Source organism: Oceanobacillus aidingensis (assembly GCF_042654105.1).
Lineage (GTDB): Bacteria > Bacillota > Bacilli > Bacillales > Amphibacillaceae > Oceanobacillus > Oceanobacillus oncorhynchi.
The window spans coordinates 14522-32721 of the sequence record NZ_JBHSFT010000048.1; the positions used below are offsets into that span (position 1 = coordinate 14522).

The 18200-nt window shown below is 38.6% G+C and carries 19 protein-coding genes and 1 other annotated feature; of the genes, 13 read left to right on the plus strand and 6 right to left on the minus strand.

What is annotated here, in order from left to right; all coding sequences use genetic code 11:
- The first annotated feature begins 474 nt into the window (after positions 1–474).
- From ytxC to ACFO3P_RS18675, 8 genes are all read left to right on the plus strand, one after another.
- The gene (gene ytxC / locus ACFO3P_RS18640; protein ID WP_193064817.1) at positions 475–1314 is read left to right on the plus strand and encodes a sporulation protein YtxC; all 840 of its coding nucleotides are present in this window, start codon (positions 475–477) and stop codon (positions 1312–1314) included.
- A 352-nt stretch (positions 1315–1666) separates the two neighbouring features.
- The gene (thrS, locus tag ACFO3P_RS18645; protein WP_042534500.1) at positions 1667–3601 is read left to right on the plus strand and encodes a threonine--tRNA ligase; all 1935 of its coding nucleotides are present in this window, start codon (positions 1667–1669) and stop codon (positions 3599–3601) included.
- A 311-nt stretch (positions 3602–3912) separates the two neighbouring features.
- Positions 3913–4044, plus strand: a sequence feature (ribosomal protein L20 leader region).
- A gap of 65 nt (positions 4045–4109) precedes the next feature.
- Entirely contained in the window at positions 4110–4616 is a 507-nt protein-coding gene (gene infC, locus ACFO3P_RS18650; protein WP_042534499.1) for a translation initiation factor IF-3, read from the plus strand.
- Between the two features lie 32 nt (positions 4617–4648).
- The gene (gene rpmI / locus ACFO3P_RS18655) at positions 4649–4843 is read left to right on the plus strand and encodes a 50S ribosomal protein L35 (RefSeq protein WP_042534497.1); all 195 of its coding nucleotides are present in this window, start codon (positions 4649–4651) and stop codon (positions 4841–4843) included.
- A 39-nt stretch (positions 4844–4882) separates the two neighbouring features.
- A complete protein-coding gene (gene rplT, locus ACFO3P_RS18660) occupies positions 4883–5239 on the plus strand; it encodes a 50S ribosomal protein L20 (RefSeq protein ID WP_042534495.1) in 357 nt (118 codons plus the stop codon).
- Positions 5240–5374: 135 nt separating this feature from the next.
- Positions 5375–5650, plus strand: coding sequence for a DUF1294 domain-containing protein (locus ACFO3P_RS18665; protein WP_042534493.1), 276 nt, complete (start codon positions 5375–5377; stop codon positions 5648–5650).
- 134 nt (positions 5651–5784) lie between these two features.
- The gene (locus ACFO3P_RS18670; protein ID WP_042534491.1) at positions 5785–6423 is read left to right on the plus strand and encodes a TVP38/TMEM64 family protein; all 639 of its coding nucleotides are present in this window, start codon (positions 5785–5787) and stop codon (positions 6421–6423) included.
- Positions 6424–6478: 55 nt separating this feature from the next.
- Positions 6479–6778, plus strand: coding sequence for a TIGR04104 family putative zinc finger protein (locus ACFO3P_RS18675; protein ID WP_052485083.1), 300 nt, complete (start codon positions 6479–6481; stop codon positions 6776–6778).
- 27 nt (positions 6779–6805) lie between these two features.
- On the opposite strand, the gene ACFO3P_RS18680 is transcribed toward ACFO3P_RS18675, so the two are convergent.
- A complete protein-coding gene (locus tag ACFO3P_RS18680; RefSeq protein ID WP_193064816.1) occupies positions 6806–7204 on the minus strand; it encodes a sigma-w pathway protein ysdB in 399 nt (132 codons plus the stop codon).
- A 224-nt stretch (positions 7205–7428) separates the two neighbouring features.
- On the opposite strand from ACFO3P_RS18680, the gene ACFO3P_RS18685 reads away from it, so the two are divergent.
- The 5 genes from ACFO3P_RS18685 to ACFO3P_RS18705 all read left to right on the plus strand — a co-directional run bounded on the left by ACFO3P_RS18685 (position 7429) and on the right by ACFO3P_RS18705 (position 11649).
- Positions 7429–8136: an MBL fold metallo-hydrolase gene (locus tag ACFO3P_RS18685; protein WP_193064815.1), complete on the plus strand. Its 708-nt coding sequence runs from the start codon at positions 7429–7431 to the stop codon at positions 8134–8136.
- Entirely contained in the window at positions 8133–8714 is a 582-nt protein-coding gene (locus ACFO3P_RS18690) for a TetR/AcrR family transcriptional regulator (RefSeq protein ID WP_193064814.1), read from the plus strand. Before ACFO3P_RS18685 ends, ACFO3P_RS18690 begins: the two co-directional genes overlap by 4 nt.
- Before the next feature lie 60 nt (positions 8715–8774).
- Positions 8775–9266, plus strand: coding sequence for a dUTP diphosphatase (locus ACFO3P_RS18695; RefSeq protein WP_042534483.1), 492 nt, complete (start codon positions 8775–8777; stop codon positions 9264–9266).
- Between the two features lie 157 nt (positions 9267–9423).
- Positions 9424–10509 carry a M42 family metallopeptidase gene (locus ACFO3P_RS18700; RefSeq protein WP_193064813.1) on the plus strand — a complete coding sequence of 362 codons (1086 nt, stop codon included), beginning with the start codon at positions 9424–9426 and terminating at the stop codon, positions 10507–10509.
- 156 nt (positions 10510–10665) lie between these two features.
- On the plus strand, positions 10666–11649 hold the full coding sequence (locus ACFO3P_RS18705; protein ID WP_289584823.1) for a ring-cleaving dioxygenase: 984 nt from the start codon (positions 10666–10668) through the stop codon (positions 11647–11649).
- Positions 11650–11740: 91 nt separating this feature from the next.
- Here ACFO3P_RS18705 and ACFO3P_RS18710 read toward each other — a convergent pair whose 3' ends face one another.
- The 5 genes from ACFO3P_RS18710 to ACFO3P_RS18730 all read right to left on the minus strand — a co-directional run bounded on the left by ACFO3P_RS18710 (position 11741) and on the right by ACFO3P_RS18730 (position 17192).
- Complete coding sequence (locus ACFO3P_RS18710; RefSeq protein WP_226895115.1) at positions 11741–12376, minus strand: lytic transglycosylase domain-containing protein; 636 nt, start codon at positions 12374–12376, stop codon at positions 11741–11743.
- A gap of 146 nt (positions 12377–12522) precedes the next feature.
- A complete protein-coding gene (locus ACFO3P_RS18715) occupies positions 12523–13197 on the minus strand; it encodes an ABC transporter ATP-binding protein (RefSeq protein ID WP_193064810.1) in 675 nt (224 codons plus the stop codon).
- Positions 13181–14326 carry an ABC transporter permease gene (locus tag ACFO3P_RS18720; protein ID WP_042534476.1) on the minus strand — a complete coding sequence of 382 codons (1146 nt, stop codon included), beginning with the start codon at positions 14324–14326 and terminating at the stop codon, positions 13181–13183. The genes ACFO3P_RS18715 and ACFO3P_RS18720 overlap by 17 nt, the downstream gene beginning before the upstream one ends.
- A complete protein-coding gene (locus tag ACFO3P_RS18725) occupies positions 14323–15552 on the minus strand; it encodes an ABC transporter permease (RefSeq protein ID WP_306432727.1) in 1230 nt (409 codons plus the stop codon). The genes ACFO3P_RS18720 and ACFO3P_RS18725 overlap by 4 nt, the downstream gene beginning before the upstream one ends.
- A 41-nt stretch (positions 15553–15593) precedes the next feature.
- Positions 15594–17192, minus strand: a complete 1599-nt coding sequence (locus ACFO3P_RS18730; protein WP_193064809.1) for a DUF6583 family protein — start codon at positions 17190–17192, stop codon at positions 15594–15596.
- Between the last annotated feature and the right edge of the window lie 1008 nt (positions 17193–18200).

The window sequence follows — 18200 nt, forward strand, 5'->3', positions numbered from 1 at the left end:
ACATGATTCACAATCTGCCTTCATAAAAAAAGATTTCCGCTCAGATACGGAAATCTTTTTTTATGAACAGGAAACGTAGGTAAAAAGCTAGAGGGTTTCATGGGGGAGTAAACCTAACAATATTGTCAGGTTAATGAATTTTATTAAATTTGATATAGATAGTAATAAAACCTGTCTAGCGGAGGAAAAACACGTAGACTCCTATGGGAAAGCGTAGTGTTTTTCCGTAGCGGCCGCACTAACCTGACAACATTGGTAATCCTGAACCCCAGAAATATACACCGTTTTCCGCAGCCCCCAAGCTCATTTCCTTTAAAGAAAACTTGCTGACTGGCAGGGTTATCAAACATGGTTTGGTTTCAACTTTTCTTATACTACATGACTTTCATTTGCTAGTCTGACTAGTTTACGCATTTTTATATAACCTTGTCCATATAATTGTAACAGTTTGTAAGTGGATGAGGGTGATATGTATTGTTGGAACTGTATTTTGAATCGGATAAAGAAGTAACGGTTTTTCGTAATCAGTTGACTCCATATAAAAAGCAGATCAGAGTACATCAACAAACAAATGCCTGGAGCAGCAGATTAAGGCTGGAAGGTGATTTAACAGAGAAGGAGTTCATCCATGTGATAAGCTCCGTGATGGCAGAGGTTTTTATAGAAGAGCATCTTTCTGACATCATTATTGGTAAGATTACCGATAATTATTATTTTTCAGATCCGGATGAAATCAACCGTATTTATGATTTTTCTATGTGGATTTTGTTTGAAACAGATTCAGACAATCAGTATTTGCGAGAACATGTGAATACTATAAAGCTTTTGCAGGATATTTTTTTTCGTCATTTAAAAGAACATAAAAGCATTCATTTTAGTGCAATATTGCATTTTCGGCTTGCTTCCTTTTTAGAATTTGTCCACGAATGTGTCGGGAAAGCAATTGAAGAATTTAAACGGGAAGAGGATCATCAGGCATTTATAGATATGCTCCGTCATTATATCGAGAAAAAAGATCCCTGTGTTGATTTGGTTTATATCGAACAGGGAGAGAATTTTATTTTTTATAATGATAAAGGAGAAGTAATTTCTAAAGATATGCTGCGTATGTGGATGTTTCAAGCACCGTTATATGCATTGGGCCTGCATGAAAATGAATTTAATTTAAGTCCGCTTATTGCCATGTCGCCAGCAAAAATAAAAGTGTATGGAAATGATCCGGACGATCCGAAAATCATGACAATAACAAATATCTTTCAAGAAAGGGTGGAATTTGAAACGGAAGGAACTTCTATCCTGTCTCGCGGAGAATAATCCATTGGACTTGCTTTTCAAACCTGAAAGGAATATAATACGAATAGAGTTTGAAAATAAGCTGCTGAGATGAGGACAACATTATTTCCTGATTACGTACTCAGAGAGGGAAGTCATTTGGCTGCAAGCTTCCTTTCGTGAAGAAATAATTACCGCCTCGGAGCATTGCTGCTGAAACGATTGAAAGTAGGCAGTAACGTCCTATCTGCGTTAAAGATCAATGAAGCTGAGGATAAGAGGATTCGTTTATCTTCAGGAATTTGGGTGGAACCACGGCATAAAACGCTCGTCCCTTTGCATAGCGCAAAGAGATAGAGCGTTTTTTTACATTTGATAAAGGAGTTCGATGAACATGGCTGATTTAACAATTATTTTTCCAGATGGAGCTGAAAAAGCCTTTCCGGAGGGAACAACAGGAGAAGATATTGCTGCTTCTATTTCTTCAGGTTTAAAAAAGCAGGCACTTGCAGTTAAATTGGATGGAGAGCCTGTAGATTTACGCCGTCCTCTTCCAAAGGGCGGAAAAATTGAAATTATTACGTATCGTGACCAAGAAGGCTTGGAAATAGCACGTCACTCTACAGCCCATTTATTAGCGCAAGCTGTAAAACGCTTGTACCCTAATGTGCAATTAGGTGTCGGTCCAGTGATTGAGGAAGGCTTCTACTATGATATTGATATGGAGCATACCTTAACTCCGGAGGACCTTCCGAAAATAGAAAAAGAAATGAAACGGATCGTGGACGAGAACTTAGAAATAACTCGTGTAGAAGTATCTCGTGATGAAGCAAAAGCCCGCTTTGCAGAAATTGGTGATGACTTAAAATTAGAATTGCTGGATGCAATCCCTGAAGATGAAACAGTAACCATATACGAACAAGGGGAGTTCTTTGATTTATGCAGAGGAGTGCATGTTCCTTCTACCAGTAAAATCAAAGCATTTAAATTATTAAGTATTTCTGGCGCTTATTGGCGTGGAGACAGTAATAATAAACAGCTGCAGCGTATTTATGGAACCGAATTTGAGAAAAAATCACAATTAGAGGAATATCTGCAAATTTTGGAAGAGCGTAAAGAAAGAGATCATCGGAAGCTTGGGAAAGAGCTTGGTATTTTCACCGTGTCGCAAAAAGTAGGACAGGGTCTGCCATTATGGCTGCCAAAAGGAGCAACTATTCGTCGTAACGTGGAGCGTTATATCGTTGATTTAGAAGAACGCTTAGGTTATGACCATGTGTATACACCTGTTCTTGGTAATGTAGAGTTGTATAAAACAAGCGGACATTGGGACCATTATCAGGAGGATATGTTCCCGACTATGGAAATGGATAATGAAGAGCTTGTATTGCGTCCAATGAACTGTCCGCATCATATGATGGTTTTCAAAAATCAACTATGGAGCTACCGTAACCTGCCTGTCCGTATAGCAGAGTTAGGAACCATGCATCGTCATGAGATGAGCGGGGCGCTTGCCGGTCTGCAGCGTGTCCGGGCAATGACATTAAATGATGCGCATATTTTTGCTCGCCCGGATCAGTTAAAAGAAGAATTTATCCGCGTGGTAGAACTGGTTCAGCGTGTTTACAAAGACTTTGGAATCGATGACTATTATTTCCGTCTTTCCTATCGTGACCCAGAAGATAAGGAAAAATATGTAGATAATGATGCCATGTGGGATAAAGCGCAGGCAATGCTGAAGGAAACCATGGAAGATATGAACTTGGAATATGTAGAAGCAGAAGGAGAAGCTGCTTTCTATGGTCCGAAGCTGGATGTGCAGGTGAAAACAGCATTAGGAAAAGATGAAACATTATCTACAGTGCAATTGGACTTTCACTTGCCAGAACGTTTTGACTTAACGTATATCGGAGAAGACGGAAAAGAACATCGTCCCGTTGTTATTCACCGTGGTGTTGTTTCTACGATGGAACGCTTTGTTGCATTTCTTATTGAAGAGTACAAAGGGGCTTTTCCTACTTGGCTTGCTCCCGTACAAGCAAAAATCATTCCGGTATCTTTGCAGGCGCATCTTGATTTCGCTAAAGAGGTGGAGGATAAATTACGCCAGGAAGGTGTCCGTGTTGAATTAGACAGCCGTGATGAGAAGCTGGGCTATAAAATACGTGAAGCACAGACACAAAAAGTTCCATTTGCCCTTGTTCTGGGAGATAAGGAATTGGAAGCAAACAGTGTGAACTATCGCCGTTACGGTGAACAAGATACAGAAACACTTCCGTTTGATCAATTTGTTGATTTTATCAAGGAAGAAATTAATCAGAAGAAATAAGCAGTAATCATGATTTTTAAAAGGGAAAAGCTATTTTCATATTAAATATGAAAATAGCTTTTTTGTGGAATAAGAAAGTATAAGCGGAGATCGCTTCGGCGAGGACAACGATGTTTTAAAGACCAAGCGGTATTCTTGGTTTTTCTTGTGAGAGAGCATTTCCACGTTAACCGTCTTACTTCTATTTTGCTAAAAACATTGACACTTCAAAATAACCGTGCTATGATTCAATAGTTGTTTAAAACAAAAGGATACAGTCCTTGACAAAAAAACGATAAAATGCTATATTATAAAAGTTAATGATATGATCTAACGACAAGCAGAAGCACCCGCTTCTCACCTGTTTGACGTCCCTGGAGGATAGTTGACTGGTTCATCACGATTCATGTTTACGAATGAGGAGATGTGTGGGTGCAAGTATGTACCGACACTTTTTTTATGTATTGAAATGACTTGTCCAGATAGATCAGTAACAAAATTTCGGAGGTGGCTGGCTATTAGCAAGGATATGAATGTTAACGAAAAAATTCGTGCAAGAGAAGTTCGTCTCATTGATTCAAATGGGGATCAGCTTGGAGTAAAATCTCGTAACGAAGCATTAGATATTGCTCAGAAACGAAACCTTGATCTAGTATTAGTTGCTCCAAACGCAAAACCACCGGTATGTCGTATTATGGATTTCGGGAAGTATCGTTTTGAGCAGCAGAAGAAAGAGAAGGAAGCTCGCAAGAAGCAAAAGGTTATTAATGTGAAGGAAGTGCGTTTTACTCCTGGAATTGGTGACCATGACTTTGAAACGAAGCTTAAAAATGCACGTAAGTTCTTGGAAAAAGGGGATAAAGTTAAAGCTGCGGTTCGTTTCCGCGGTCGTGCGATTACCCATAAAGAACTAGGGAAAGAAGTACTGGACCGTTTCGCTGAAGAAGTGAAGGATCTCGGAACAGTAGAAACAAAACCGAAAATGGAAGGCCGTAATATGTTTATGATGGTCGCTCCATTGAATGAAAAAAAATAAGCTTTTTATTGCAATGACTGGAGGAAAAAATCATGCCTAAAATGAAAACTCATAAAGGTTCAGCAAAACGTTTCAAAAAAACTGGATCTGGAAAAGTAAAAAGATCTCATGCATACACTAGCCATATGTTTGCACACAAATCTCAGAAGCAAAAACGTAAATTACGTAAGAGTACTTTAGTTTCTTCTGGGGACTATCAACGCATTAAACAAATGCTGCCAAAATAATAAATTTAGATATGTAATTGAATACAGGAGGGATTTCTTATGCCACGTGTTAAAGGTGGAACAGTTACGCGTCGTCGTCGTAAACGCGTCTTAAAATTAGCAAAAGGTTATTACGGTTCGAAACGAACTCTATTTAAAACAGCAAAACAACAGGTTATCAAATCAGGTCAATATGCTTATCGTGACCGCAGACAGAAAAAACGTGATTTCCGTAAACTTTGGATTTCTCGTATTAACGCTGCTGCTCGTTTAAACGATATGAGCTACAGCAAATTAATGCACGGTTTGAAGCTTGCTGGTATCGATATTAATCGTAAAATGCTATCTGATTTAGCTATTAATGACGAACAAGCATTTTCTCAATTAGTATCTCAAGCAAAAGAAGCTTTAAAATAATAGGAAGAATGAGAGATCGCATCCAAATTGGATAGCGATCTTTTTTTATCTTTCGAACCAAGGCGCTCAGTGTTGCAGGAAACAGAGACTTTCTTTATGATGAAAAGGTATCATTCATGAAAACAGGAGGAAGAAATGGAAAACATATCATCATGGCTTCTATATATACTTATTGCGAATACGATTGGGTTTTATTTGATGTTTAAAGATAAACAAAAGGCAAAGCAGCGAGCATATCGAATTCCTGAACGGACCTTTTGGCTGCTGGCTATTTTAGGAGGAAGTGCCGGTGTATATATTGGCATGCAGACTTTCCGGCATAAAACAAAGCATAAGAGCTTTACTATTGGTATTCCGGTATTAATCGCGATTAATATAATCAGCTTTATTAGCCTGACTGTCTATTTCTAGGGGGGGGAGTGTTTCATTTTAATGGAGCATTTTTTTAATAGAAAAACCAGCGTAATTCTTTTATCATACACAGCTCGTCTTGAAACATATATATAAATAGAAATTAAACCAGCTTCCTCAGAGGAGGGGTAGCCATGGAATACGTTGGGAATTATTTGCTGGTGATTGTTGAGATGGGAGGCGTGCTTTCTCCGCTGCTGTTTATTATTCTTCATCTCATTCGGCCCATGTTATTCTTACCAGTTGTGTTTATTTGTATTTCTGGCGGTATCTTATTTGGTCCAATTGCAGGAAGTGTTTATTCTATTATCGGGATAACAATGGCGAGTTTGCTTTTTTATATCATGGCAGGCTGGATGCCGAAATCTATTGATAAACTCATTATTTTGAAGCAGCGGTTACTTGGCAAGCATACAGAAATGACAACCGCTCAGATTACGCTGTTACGCCTTGTTCCATTTATTCATTTTCACTTATTATCTTTATGCTTGATTGAAACGAATCAAACCTTTAAAGGATATATAAAATCTTCCTTTATCTCAAACATACCTCTGGCAATTGTCTACACAAGCATCGGCGGTTGGATCTCTCAGCTTTCTCCGGTATATATCGCTGCATTTATCATCGCCTTACTCCCATCCCTGTACCTGTTAAGGAGAAAAGAGATTATTATTAAATGGCAGGAGTTTTTTGCTTCGCCAACGTCGGGTACGGAGCATCGGCATCATGGATTATCAAAACCTCTTACACCAAGTAAAACAACCAGTTCTTGAGCATAAGAGCTGGTTGTTTTAAAATAAAAGTAAGAAAAAGGGGTTAATAGAGGTGATGTATGATATAGAACTCCCGTCGTGCTGGAATTGTGAGCATGAATTTAAACTTCGTGAGCTTGTCTGGAGCTGGAGAATGCGCTGTCCAAGCTGTAAAAAGAAGCAATTTTTAACAAAAGAAAGCCGGTTTAATACATTACTTTTCAGTCCGATTCTAATGATTGTTATTTTCATCATGAATGTATGGAACTTTTCTTGGGTGATTATTATTCCAGTAAGCTTTTGTTTATTCCTTATTTTTATGTTAATTATCCCTTATTTTTACCGTTTTACCGACAAAGAAGCTCCTTTTGTATAGAAAAATAACCAGTCCTGTCCGGGCTGGTTAGTCTTTTGTAATCTCCGTTATAATCAACTCATTAATCGGATGCTTCCACGTAATGGAAGCGTGCGGATAGTGAATTAATATTTCCTGCTCCAGAAAATACAAATCCTCTCTCGTCAATCCCCGAAGCTCTAATGGATTTTTAACGGTAACATGAATATCCACGACTTCAAAAGCATCTTCGGTGGTCCCTAAGTATTTTTCACCGATAAAAAGGCAGCCTTTATAAGTTAATTGGAAATTTTTCTTATTGTTATTTTGTTCATCTAATAAATAAAAACCCTGATTTTCCCGAGAAAGACGCAGCTTTCGCTCAGGATTTTTTAAGTATTGAATCCATGTATAAATTAATAGTGCAATTGCAATCACTAATAATATTCGAAAGAGAATGATGGCCATAATTATCTACTCCTTAGAACGTCCTGTTACCCCTTCATACGGATGAGATTCAAAAAAGTTTCAGAGAAATATTATTTTATTAAAAAAATGTTGAAATTTAATATTTCCTGCCTTTCCTGATTGTCATACTGGGATCTTCTCTGATTTTAAATCCTTATATTATTTTATTGACTTAAACTAATTCGATTAGTTATAATGTTAATAACATTAGTTGAGGTGATTAAATGATAATTAAACGATATCATAATTTATATCAAATTACTTTTCTGCCGTATCTTTTTCCAATTAACTGCTTTGTTGTAGAGCAGGAAGCAGATTTAATCTGTATCGATATGGGAGTGGGGAAGTTTGCTGATACGGTAAAAGAAATGGTTCATCAAACTGGAAAGCCATTGAATACATTAATTTTGACCCATGCACACGGAGATCATGTAAACGGGATACCCTATTTTAAAAAAGTCTTTCCTGAAGTACTGGTGGGAATTTCAAAAAGAGACAGTTATTTATTAAAAAAAGATTTTCGCTTGCAGGAAGACGAGCCGGATAAACCTGTAAAGGGAGGCTTTCCTAAAAACATTATCCCGATTGATTTTACTTTTGAAAGCGGAGAATTCATTGATTCTTTGGAGGTAATTTCGAGTCCGGGGCACACTCCGGGAGCTGTATCTTTTTTTGAACCGCAGCATCGAATGCTTATTGCCGGAGATGCATTCCAAACAAGGGGAGGCCTTGCTGTTTCCGGGGTCTTAAAGTGGCAGTTTCCTTTTCCTAAAATAGCAACTTGGGACAGGAAAATGGCTGTAGAGAGTGCAAAAAAATTACTGGATTTAAATCCCGAATTACTTGCAGTAGGACATGGTAATATGCTCGTCTATCCAAAGGAGCAGATGAAAAAAGCGATAAAAGTTGCAGAAAGAGGCATGGAAAAATGAGAAAAAAGATAACCCAGGAAAGAATCATTGATGCAACGCTAGAAATTGTGGAAGAGAAGGGAATAGCCGGTGTAACCATAAAAAATACAGCCATACAATTAGGCATCAAGCCGCCATCCCTATATAATCATGTGGAAAATTTAGAAGACCTATTAGATATAGCAGCTAATAAGAGTATGCGGAATTTGTATGAGAAACTACTCACAGCCAGTATTGGATTGGAAAAGAAAGAAGCGCTGTGGGCGATTGCGCAGGAGTATCGAAATTTTGCAAAAAACAATCCGGGGCAATATGAATTAGCGCAAAAAGTGAATGTTTGGAATAGCGAGGAAACGAAACAAATATCTGAGCAGATTGTAGCTATCTTTCTAAAAATACTGCAAAAATATACGTTATCCGAAGAGGAAGCGATTCATTTTATTCGGGTATTACGAAGCTATCTGCATGGGTTTACGCTGTTAGAGATAAATGAAGGATTTGGGCTTCCGCAGGAGCTGGAAAAAAGCTTTACAATCGGATTGGAACTGGTTTTGACAAATTTGGAAAGCCGTTCAAATCAAGATGGTCAATGGGAATAAAAAGATTTTCTAAAAGGTCTGTGATAAAATGGAAGAGAACATGGAAGAGGAGGCGTTACGTTGGATTGGAATCAGCTATTTGATATGCAGAAGCAACTAGATACATATATTGAAAATAATCATGATTTGTCAAATGTAAATTTATTTCGTGAAAAGCATCTTGCCTTGCTGGTAGAGCTTGGAGAGCTTGCAAATGAGACAAGATGCTTTAAATTTTGGAGTACCAAACCAAGAAATAGCGGGCAGGTTATTTTAGAAGAATACGTAGATGTTCTGCATTTTTTAATGTCCATTGGTATAGAAAAGGATCTTATTTATCAACCAGCGGATAAAACACAATTGGAAGAGGACATTACCGAATCAGAATGTTTTTATCACGTATATGAGAAGGCGATTACCTACCGGGAAAACCCGGTAAATGAAAATTATCAGCAGCTGTTCAGCTGGAGTCTGCGATTAGGAAATCAGCTTGGGTTTACGGATGAGGATATCCAGCAGGCTTATTGGGAGAAAAATAAAATTAATTATGAGCGTCAGGATCAAGGTTATTAAATCTTTTCCATACGTTGGGGAAGAGTAAGCTTATAGCAAATGATTGAAAGCGGCGAGTCCTCGTGTTGTATTTGTTGTTGATGAATGCAAAACAAAGGAAATTTGAAGCTTTATTACACCAGGCAAGCCAATTTTCTTTAAAGGAGAGATTTTGAATATGGCAAAATTAGACAACACCTTAACAATGCTTAAAGATTTAACGGACGCAAAGGGAATACCAGGAAATGAAAAAGAAGTGCGTGACGTATTTGAAAGCTATATCAAGCCCTTTGCGGATGAGCTGACAACAGACAATTTAGGCAGTGCCATCGCAGTGAAAACCGGAGATGAAAATGGACCGAAAATTATGGTTGCAGGGCATTTGGACGAAATTGGCCTGATGGTTACACGCATTGATGAAAATGGCTTTTTATATTTCCAGACAGCTGGCGGCTGGTGGAATCAGGTTATGCTGGCACAGCGCGTAACGATTATGGGTTCGGATGGAGATGTGACAGGGGTTATCGGTTCCAAGCCTCCGCATGTACTTAGTCCGGAAGCCAGAAAGAAACCATATGAAATAAAAGATATGTTTATCGACATTGGTGCTACTAGTAAAGAAGAAGCAGAATCGTTCGGTGTAAAACCTGGAGATTCGATTGTTCCTTATTTTGAATTTACCCAATTAAAAAATGAAAAATTATTGATGGCAAAAGCTTGGGACAACCGTATCGGTTTAGCAATTGCCATTGATGTATTAAGGGCATTAAAAGATGAAGCACATCCTAATACCGTCTATGGAGTCGGTACGATTCAAGAAGAGGTCGGTCTGCGCGGGGCAAAAACATCCGCCCATCTGATCCAGCCGGATATTGGTTTCGGTGTCGACGTCGGCATTGCAGGAGACACACCGGGGATTGCGAAACAAGAAGCGGACAGCAAGCTTGGCGAAGGACCGCAAATTGTGCTGTATGATGCTTCCATGATTTCACATAAAGGACTTCGTGATTTGGTTGTGGATACAGCAGAGGAGAATAATATTCCTTACCAATTTACCTCGATGTCTGGCGGAGGTACAGATTCAGGCTCCATCCACTTAACGGGCAATGGTGTTCCATCTCTGTCTGTTACAGTAGCAACCCGCTATATTCATTCCCATGCAGGGATTCTTCATCGGGATGACTATGAAAATGCGGTGAAATTGCTGACAGCTGTCATAAAGAAATTAGACCGGGAAACGGTAGATGCTTTAATTAAAGCTTAATAATGATAAAAAAATCGTGCCTTTAATCAATTTAAAAGGTACGATTTTTTATCAAAGAGGGTGCTATAAGATGCCCATTATTGACAGATAGAAAAAGCTATGGTAAATTATATTTAATTAAAAAATATTTAATTAAATATAAAAGGAGTTTTTCCAATGAATCCAATCCGTGGAATGCACCACGTTACAGCAATTACAAGCAGCGCAGAAAAAAACTATGAGTTTTTCACTTATGTACTCGGTATGCGATTAGTAAAGAAAACAGTCAATCAAGACGATATCCAAACGTATCACTTATTCTTTGCGGACGATGAAGGCAGCGCCGGAACAGATATGACATTTTTTGACTTTTCAGGTATCCCGAAAGGTTCTCATGGAACAAATGAAATCTATAAAACATCTTTACGTGTTCCAAGTGATGCGGCGCTCGAATACTGGGTGAAACGTTTTGATCGCCTGGGAATTGCACATACAGGAATCAAACAGCAATTTGATGTAAAAACATTATCCTTCGCTGATTTTGATGATCAACAATATCAGCTCGTTTCAGATGAGAATAATAATGGAAGAGCATCCGGTACACCATGGAAAAATGGCCCAATACCAATAGAATTTGGAATTACTGGACTTGGCCCTGTTGTGGTACGTGTGGCAGATTTCAACTTTTTCAAGCAAGTGCTGGAAAAAGTATTTATGTACAAGGAGATTGCAGACGAGGGAGCATTCCATCTATTTGAAGTGGACGAAGGAGGAAACGGCGCCCGAATCATTGTAGAGCATAATGAAGAATTGCCTCCTGCAAGACAGGGCTATGGTACCGTGCATCACGCCGCATTATGTGTGGACGAACGGGAAGATTTAGATACATGGCAGCAAAGAATAGAGCAATTTGGTTTTAATACTTCGGGATTTGTGGAACGCTTCTATTTTGGTTCCCTATATACGCCAGTTGCGCCGCAGGTATTATTTGAAATAGCCACAGCCGGTCCTGGTTTTATGGAGGATGAGCCGTATGAAACAGTGGGAGAGAAATTAGCCTTGCCGCCATTTCTTGAGCCGCAGCGTGAACAGATTGAAAGTCAGGTAAGAGAAATCGATACGGTCCGCAGTACAAAAACCATTGAAAAAGAATATGAATAAAATAAAAAGATTCGTTTATCTATCCATTGATAAACGAATCTTTTTTTGTACAATTTAAGAAATATATCTTAAATTAACGTTAAATCTATTTTTAAGAACGGTATGTACCCATTACTTTAGATACATAAGCTGTTGTTTCCTTAAACGGCGGAATACCCTGATGTTTATCTACGTTGCCCGGTCCGGCGTTATACGCAGCCAAAGCTAATTCTATATTTCCGTTATACCGGTTAAGCATCTGACTTAAGTATTTTGTGCCGCCTTCAATATTTTGGCGGGGATCATACGAATTCGTAACACCTAAACCTGAAGCTGTTCCCGGCATTAATTGCATTAAACCTTGCGCGCCGGCATGGCTTCTGGCGTTCGGATTAAAATTAGATTCCTGCTGAATAACAGCATTGATTAATCGTTCACTTACATTATATTTGTTTGCCATTTCCTGAACGATACCTTGATAATTTGATGCCTTCCCACTGACAGGCTGACTTGCAGCTGGCTGTGCAGAAGAAGCCATTTGTGCCATAGGAGAAGAAACAACTTCAGGATTTTGAATATTCGATCCAAAATCCTGTGCTGTTCGTTCTTCTGCCTCCCGGATTCGTTCTAAAAGCAGCTGCTGAAAAGACTTTCCGCCGAAGCCTGTATTTTCTTCCACATTTCCTGCTTCTGGAGCAGAACCTAGCATGCCTAAAGGGTTTGTAAGTTGATTCGTATTGATTTCCATTCGCATTCACCGTCCGTATTTTACTGAAAAATAGATTCTTTATCCTGCGTAATCACGATATAAAATGAATAATTATTACTAAAAATTTTTAGTTTCACGCACATTAACTAATTCTATTTTATCTGTTTTACAATTTTTAAGCAATATTATATAGAAATTATTTTCATGTTTGTTTCTCGCAATAAATTTTCGTAGAATGGATCATTTCCAATACACACGACAGCGTCACAGATACTTTGAATTTCATCCATATCATGAGAGGTATACATAATCATTTTATGGTCAACCGTCGCTCTTTGTTTCAGATAACCAGCTATTTCTTTTTTGGACCGTAAATCAATACCCACGGTCGGCTCATCCAGCAGCAGCAATTCCGGATTATGGATCAGACTGATAGCCATGTTTAATTTACGTTTCATTCCGCCGGATAATGTATGAACAGGTTCATTCCATTTAAATAGCTCCATATCCTCGCAAAGCTTTTTTAATTCTTCTTTTGAGCGATGGACCCATGAAAGTTTTTCGAAAAACATCATGTTTTCCTTCACAGTCATGTCTTCCCACAAAGCAATATCTTGAGGGACAAATCCTACAATTCTGCGAAGCTGTTTTCGATTTTTTCCGTATGTCCATTCACCTAAACGTATACTGCCTGAATTTGCTTTTGAAATTGTTGCTAAAATACGGAGCAGAGAGGACTTTCCCGCGCCATTTTCTCCAACCAAACCGATGATTTCGCCGGATTCTACCTGGAAGGATACATTTTCAAGCACCTTCTTTTTTCCGAATGATTTAGATACTTTTTCAATTTCCAGCTGCATTGCCAAAAACTCCTTTCACATACCAGACGATGAGACAAATTGGTGCAATAAATGTCCAGCCGCTCCATATCTCTTCATAAACAATCTGTCTTAACGGGTTTGCATATGCAACCCAAGGGAAATGTTTATAAACCCCATCCATGGGTAATATAATTCCGCTGATGATTATCGTTACTAAAATAATCAAAACAGCAGTTATATAATAGGGGAGCAGCTTTTTAAAAGCTAATCCTGTCAAAAAAACAAGCATACAAACCGTTACACGAAAACTGACTAGATAAACTAATTGCGATATACTAAAGCCTTCGTCATATAAAATATGGAAAATGCCCCATGTCAGCATATCTAATACAAATAACCCCATACTGTAAAGAAGGAGGTTGGACAGCAAATAGGTTGGAAAAGAAAAACGATTAAATATGAAACGGATGCGGGTTGTTGCATTTTTTTCTTTTATCAGCCAATCAAATAAAAAGAAGGTAGATAAAAGTGAAAAAACGGACCATAAGCCCCATGGGTTTTGGAATAAAGAAAACCCTTCATCGGTTTCAGTGTCTTCTCCAAGCAAAGTGAAATTAGTGAAAATCAGATTCTCACTTTCTTCAATAGAATAAATTTCATTCATTATTTCATCAAAAGAGAGAATGGATGAACTGTTTAAAGCCTCCCCTAAATCCATAATGGTATATGCTGTTTTGGCTTTTCCGCTATCCTCTTGAACAAAGGAAGCAATCATTTCTACAACCGGTGTATAACCCATAGATAAATCTGTCTGGTAACTTGTAATCAGCCGGTTGCGCTGACCAGCCTGAATAGCATCTTCATATCCTTCTTCAATAATAAATGCACTATCCAGCTCATGCGTCGCTACCATTTGTCTTGCTTCTGTTTCATTCTCTATGTCTACTACACGAATGAGATCGGAGGAATCGAGCTTTTCTCTTAACTGCATTGCCATCTCTGTTTCTTCCTCCAGTATAACTCCAACTGGAATCGAGCTTTGGTTTTGAATAAGCTCTGTACCAGAAAGAAGCAGCCAGGTGAAAAGGATAGGTGAGATTGCCCAAAATAATATAGATACAAGCTGCTTTTTCAAATGCAGCCAACGTGTCGTCAGAATATCCATCATATGCTTCTGCGCTCCTTCCAGCTTAAAAGTCCCAGCAGTATAAATAACAAAACTCCAATTAGCAGAAGGCTGGAAGTATATTCGGCATAATGTCTCCCGTTAAGTACAATTTCCTGAAGCCAGTAAAGACTGTTATAAGCATAAGAGTAGGGAAGATAATCCTGAACTCCTAATGGAAAGTATAGCGTCGGAATCAGTGCGCCGCTAAATATTATCAAAATGGATGTAAATAATATCTGTGTGAGCAGTCTTAATTTTAAAGAAGAAATAAGCACTTCAAAAATGGCCAAACAGATAATAAACCCAACTTGATACAAAATAATAAGTATGAAAGAGCGAACAATATTTTCTTGATTCAGCTCTATATTTAAAAAAGAAAGTAATGCCCAAAAGGACAGACAGGCTAACATAAGGGAGAGTACGAGCGTAACCATTATCTTAGCGAGCATTTGCCTGAGCTGTGTAGCTCCATACAAACGAATACGCTGACTAATCAATGCCGGATTTTCTTTTGTGAAAAAATAATATAACGAAAAGAGCCAGAGACTGCTGATAATAAACCAGCCTCCCAAGCTAAAATAAGCAACAGGGGAGGAACTTGCCTGATTGGACAAGGTTCGTTCCCTTATGACCTGGTCTCTGCCGACAGTATACATTAAAAACTCTTGGAACTGCTCGAAAACAAAGTCATTTCTTTCTTCATCGTCCATTTCAAATTGTTTTGCATAATAATTGATTGCCAGAATATTAGCTTGCGAGGAACGAATGTGACGGACAACGCTCTGCAGCGTTTCATTCATCATGTAGCTTTCCAGCAGCTGTTTTTTATTGCCGACGATGGGAACTTCCACAGAGTATCCTTGATATAAATCCTGAATAAAGCCTTCCGGAAAAGCGATATATGTACTTAAATTGTTTAATTCAATCTGTTCAATAGCTTCTTCCTCGGATAATTGATTGACTTCTAAAAAATCAATAAAGCCTGAGGACTGTTCTAATAATTGCACCATCATTTCTGTTTCTGTTGAATTATCTAAATCAACTAAACCTAATTGGATGGCTTCATTTTCATCCTGGGAAAAAAAACTGACAACAATCACCATCATAAGCCCCGCCAACGCAAGCGGAAATATGAAAAGAAGAGGAAGTGAATACCACTTCCTCTTAAGCTGCCGTATATGATTTTTGATAAAAAGCCCAGTTTGCTTTAGAAAAATCATGATCATGCACACTCTTTTCTTTCTAATTCAGTCTTTCAAATGCTGGCTTAGAGGCCAAACTGCATTAACCATTGTTCAAGCTGACTGCTGAAGTCACCTTCGAAGTATTGCTGCAGTTCTTCGGCAGACATGGCGCCGAGGTCAACGACATTTGATGTATCAACACCTTCTACCGCATCGATAACTGCACCTTCAGAATTAATGTCCATGGAAACATTTTCAACATATCCAGGGAAATCTAATGCAATATTATTGTTTGAGCTCATTTGGTCGCCATCGTAGGTAGAGTCACCAGTCCAGCCAAGATTTATTGTTTCATTTTCTACTGTGAATTGCAGTTGACGGTCAAAATCACGAGTAGACCCATCTAACGATTCATCGCCAGTATACGTACCAGCGAATTCAACTGGCATGTAGCCATCGTCAAATGAAAAGCTAAAGTTAGCATTATCTGTTACAGAGTCTCCAGTTCCTTGGAAATCTCCATTGAACGCCATCGTTACATCTTCAGATCCATCGCCCATTGTTAATGTATGGTCAAAATAAATCTGATCATCATTAAATAATTGGCCGCCGGATAAATTGAAAGTAACAGGATCTTCGTTTTCAGGTGCTAGACTGATAGAGAAGTCGCGTTGGACAACTTTATCATCAGATACCCAAAGTGTAGATTGGACGCCATCAGGGAATTGGAAGTTTTCTACTGCTTCAATGCCTTGATCCATGGCGCTGTCAAATTCTCCTAATACTTCATCAATCTGCTGTTGGAAGACTTCGGGGTCTTCTAATGGAGTGCTTCCAGCTCTTTCAAGCTGATTGCTTAAAATTTCCTGAAACTGTTCGTCACCTTTCATTTTTTCTAAAACAGAAGTGATTAGAGATTTAAATTGATCTTCAGAAAGATTCATCGTGATTTTCTCAGCGCTGATTGAATCACCATTTACTTCTACGTCTTCATTTTCACTTTCAAATGCATCGTCTGGAAGCTCATCATAAATGAACATGACATATTCATCCTGAAGGTATTCTTTCTCTTCATCTGTTAATAGCTGACCATCATTTTCAAACATCAGCTCTTCAATTCCTAGTTGCTCATTGCCTGTGAATGTGTAAGGATCTATTTCAGCCAATACACTGCCGATATCCTCATCAGAAATCTTAAGTACTTCTTCCAGGAAAGGAAGTTCTGCATACACATCAGAGCCTTCTACATAACCTGCCAGCCCATCGAAGTTCATGCCAGCAACATTTACGGATAATTCCGTAGAAGCCTGATTGTTTTCCATATCTGTCTCTGAATGGAATGCAAGCTCAGCGTTTGAAAGCATCGCTGCAATTTGCGGGTCTATATAGCCTTGATTTTCAAGTCCTTCCAGGTTTAAACCGAGGCTCACGTTTTGGGAAACAGGATTTTCCATGGATTGTTCATACCAATTATATTCATCCTCATATCGTGTTTCCATAAAATCTTGCAGTTGTTCAATTGAATTTTTCTCAGCTTGGAAATAGGTTGCTTTAGGTGTAGATGTTGTTAGGAAAAATGCAGCTGCACCACCGCCGGCGAGGACGATTACAGCAATAATAATAGCAATAATTCCTTTTGAAATTCCTTTTTTCTTTGGTTGTTCCTCATTATTTTCTACCAAAGTTCATGCTCCTTTCTTGAAACTATATTTGCGCAATTTGCACAATTTAGAATGGTCAATAAAAGCTCGGCGTATGTAGTTTAGCCAGGCTGCTGTATCTTTTTCATACTATAAATTATATTCATCAGCTGAGAATTAGAATCAAAAATTTATACGATGAAAAATGACCCTAACCTGTTATAACATTAAAGAAATAAGTAGTCAATCGGTTTCAAGCCTTGGTTCTTAAGACTAAATATCGACTGAGCTTGATTTCCTATTCCCTAAATAGGATAAAAATAAACAGGCTGGAAGCAGTTTTTGTCAAAACATGCTGTCTTTTATTCTACTATTTTCTACGGAACGAAACAGGAAAAGGTTTCAAAGTTTGCTAAATTTGTCGAATTATATGTTTTAAAAATCAAGTGGTGTTCTTGTTTTTTCTCGAAAAAACAAGAAAGTATATAAAAAATGCTGAATATATCCGCTCCAATGGGTTTCATTGAGGGAGTAATCTTCAATGTTGTCAGGTTCATGCGACCGCTACGACGGGTTATGGTGGGGTGAATAATCGCAACCCCAGAAAAACACTACGCTTTCCATAGGCCCCGAGCTCATCTCCTTTAAAGAAGACTTGCTGATTGGCAAGCCGTCAGGCGCAGACAGAAGCATAGTCGCACTTATGCCCTGCGGGTAGAAAAAAAGAAGTACGCTTTTTTTCTGCGGTGTCTTCCCACTGGGACTGCGATTACTCGTCCCACCGAAAACCATTGCGATTACTCGCCCCATCAAAACCGTCACTAGAATTTGCGTTATTTCCTTGTAAAATAGCAAATAAAACATAATTCCACTTAGATGGGAGCGGATGTTGTCGACTCCTGCGTGAAAAGCAACAGGTAGACCTGAGCAGGAAGCGGTTTTCTTACCGTGCGGCTGAACGTTGCTCGCGGAAATCGACTTCCCACAGCGGACATCTCTTTGGCAAGAACACCGATATTTTAAAGACCAAGCGGTATTATTGGTTTTTCT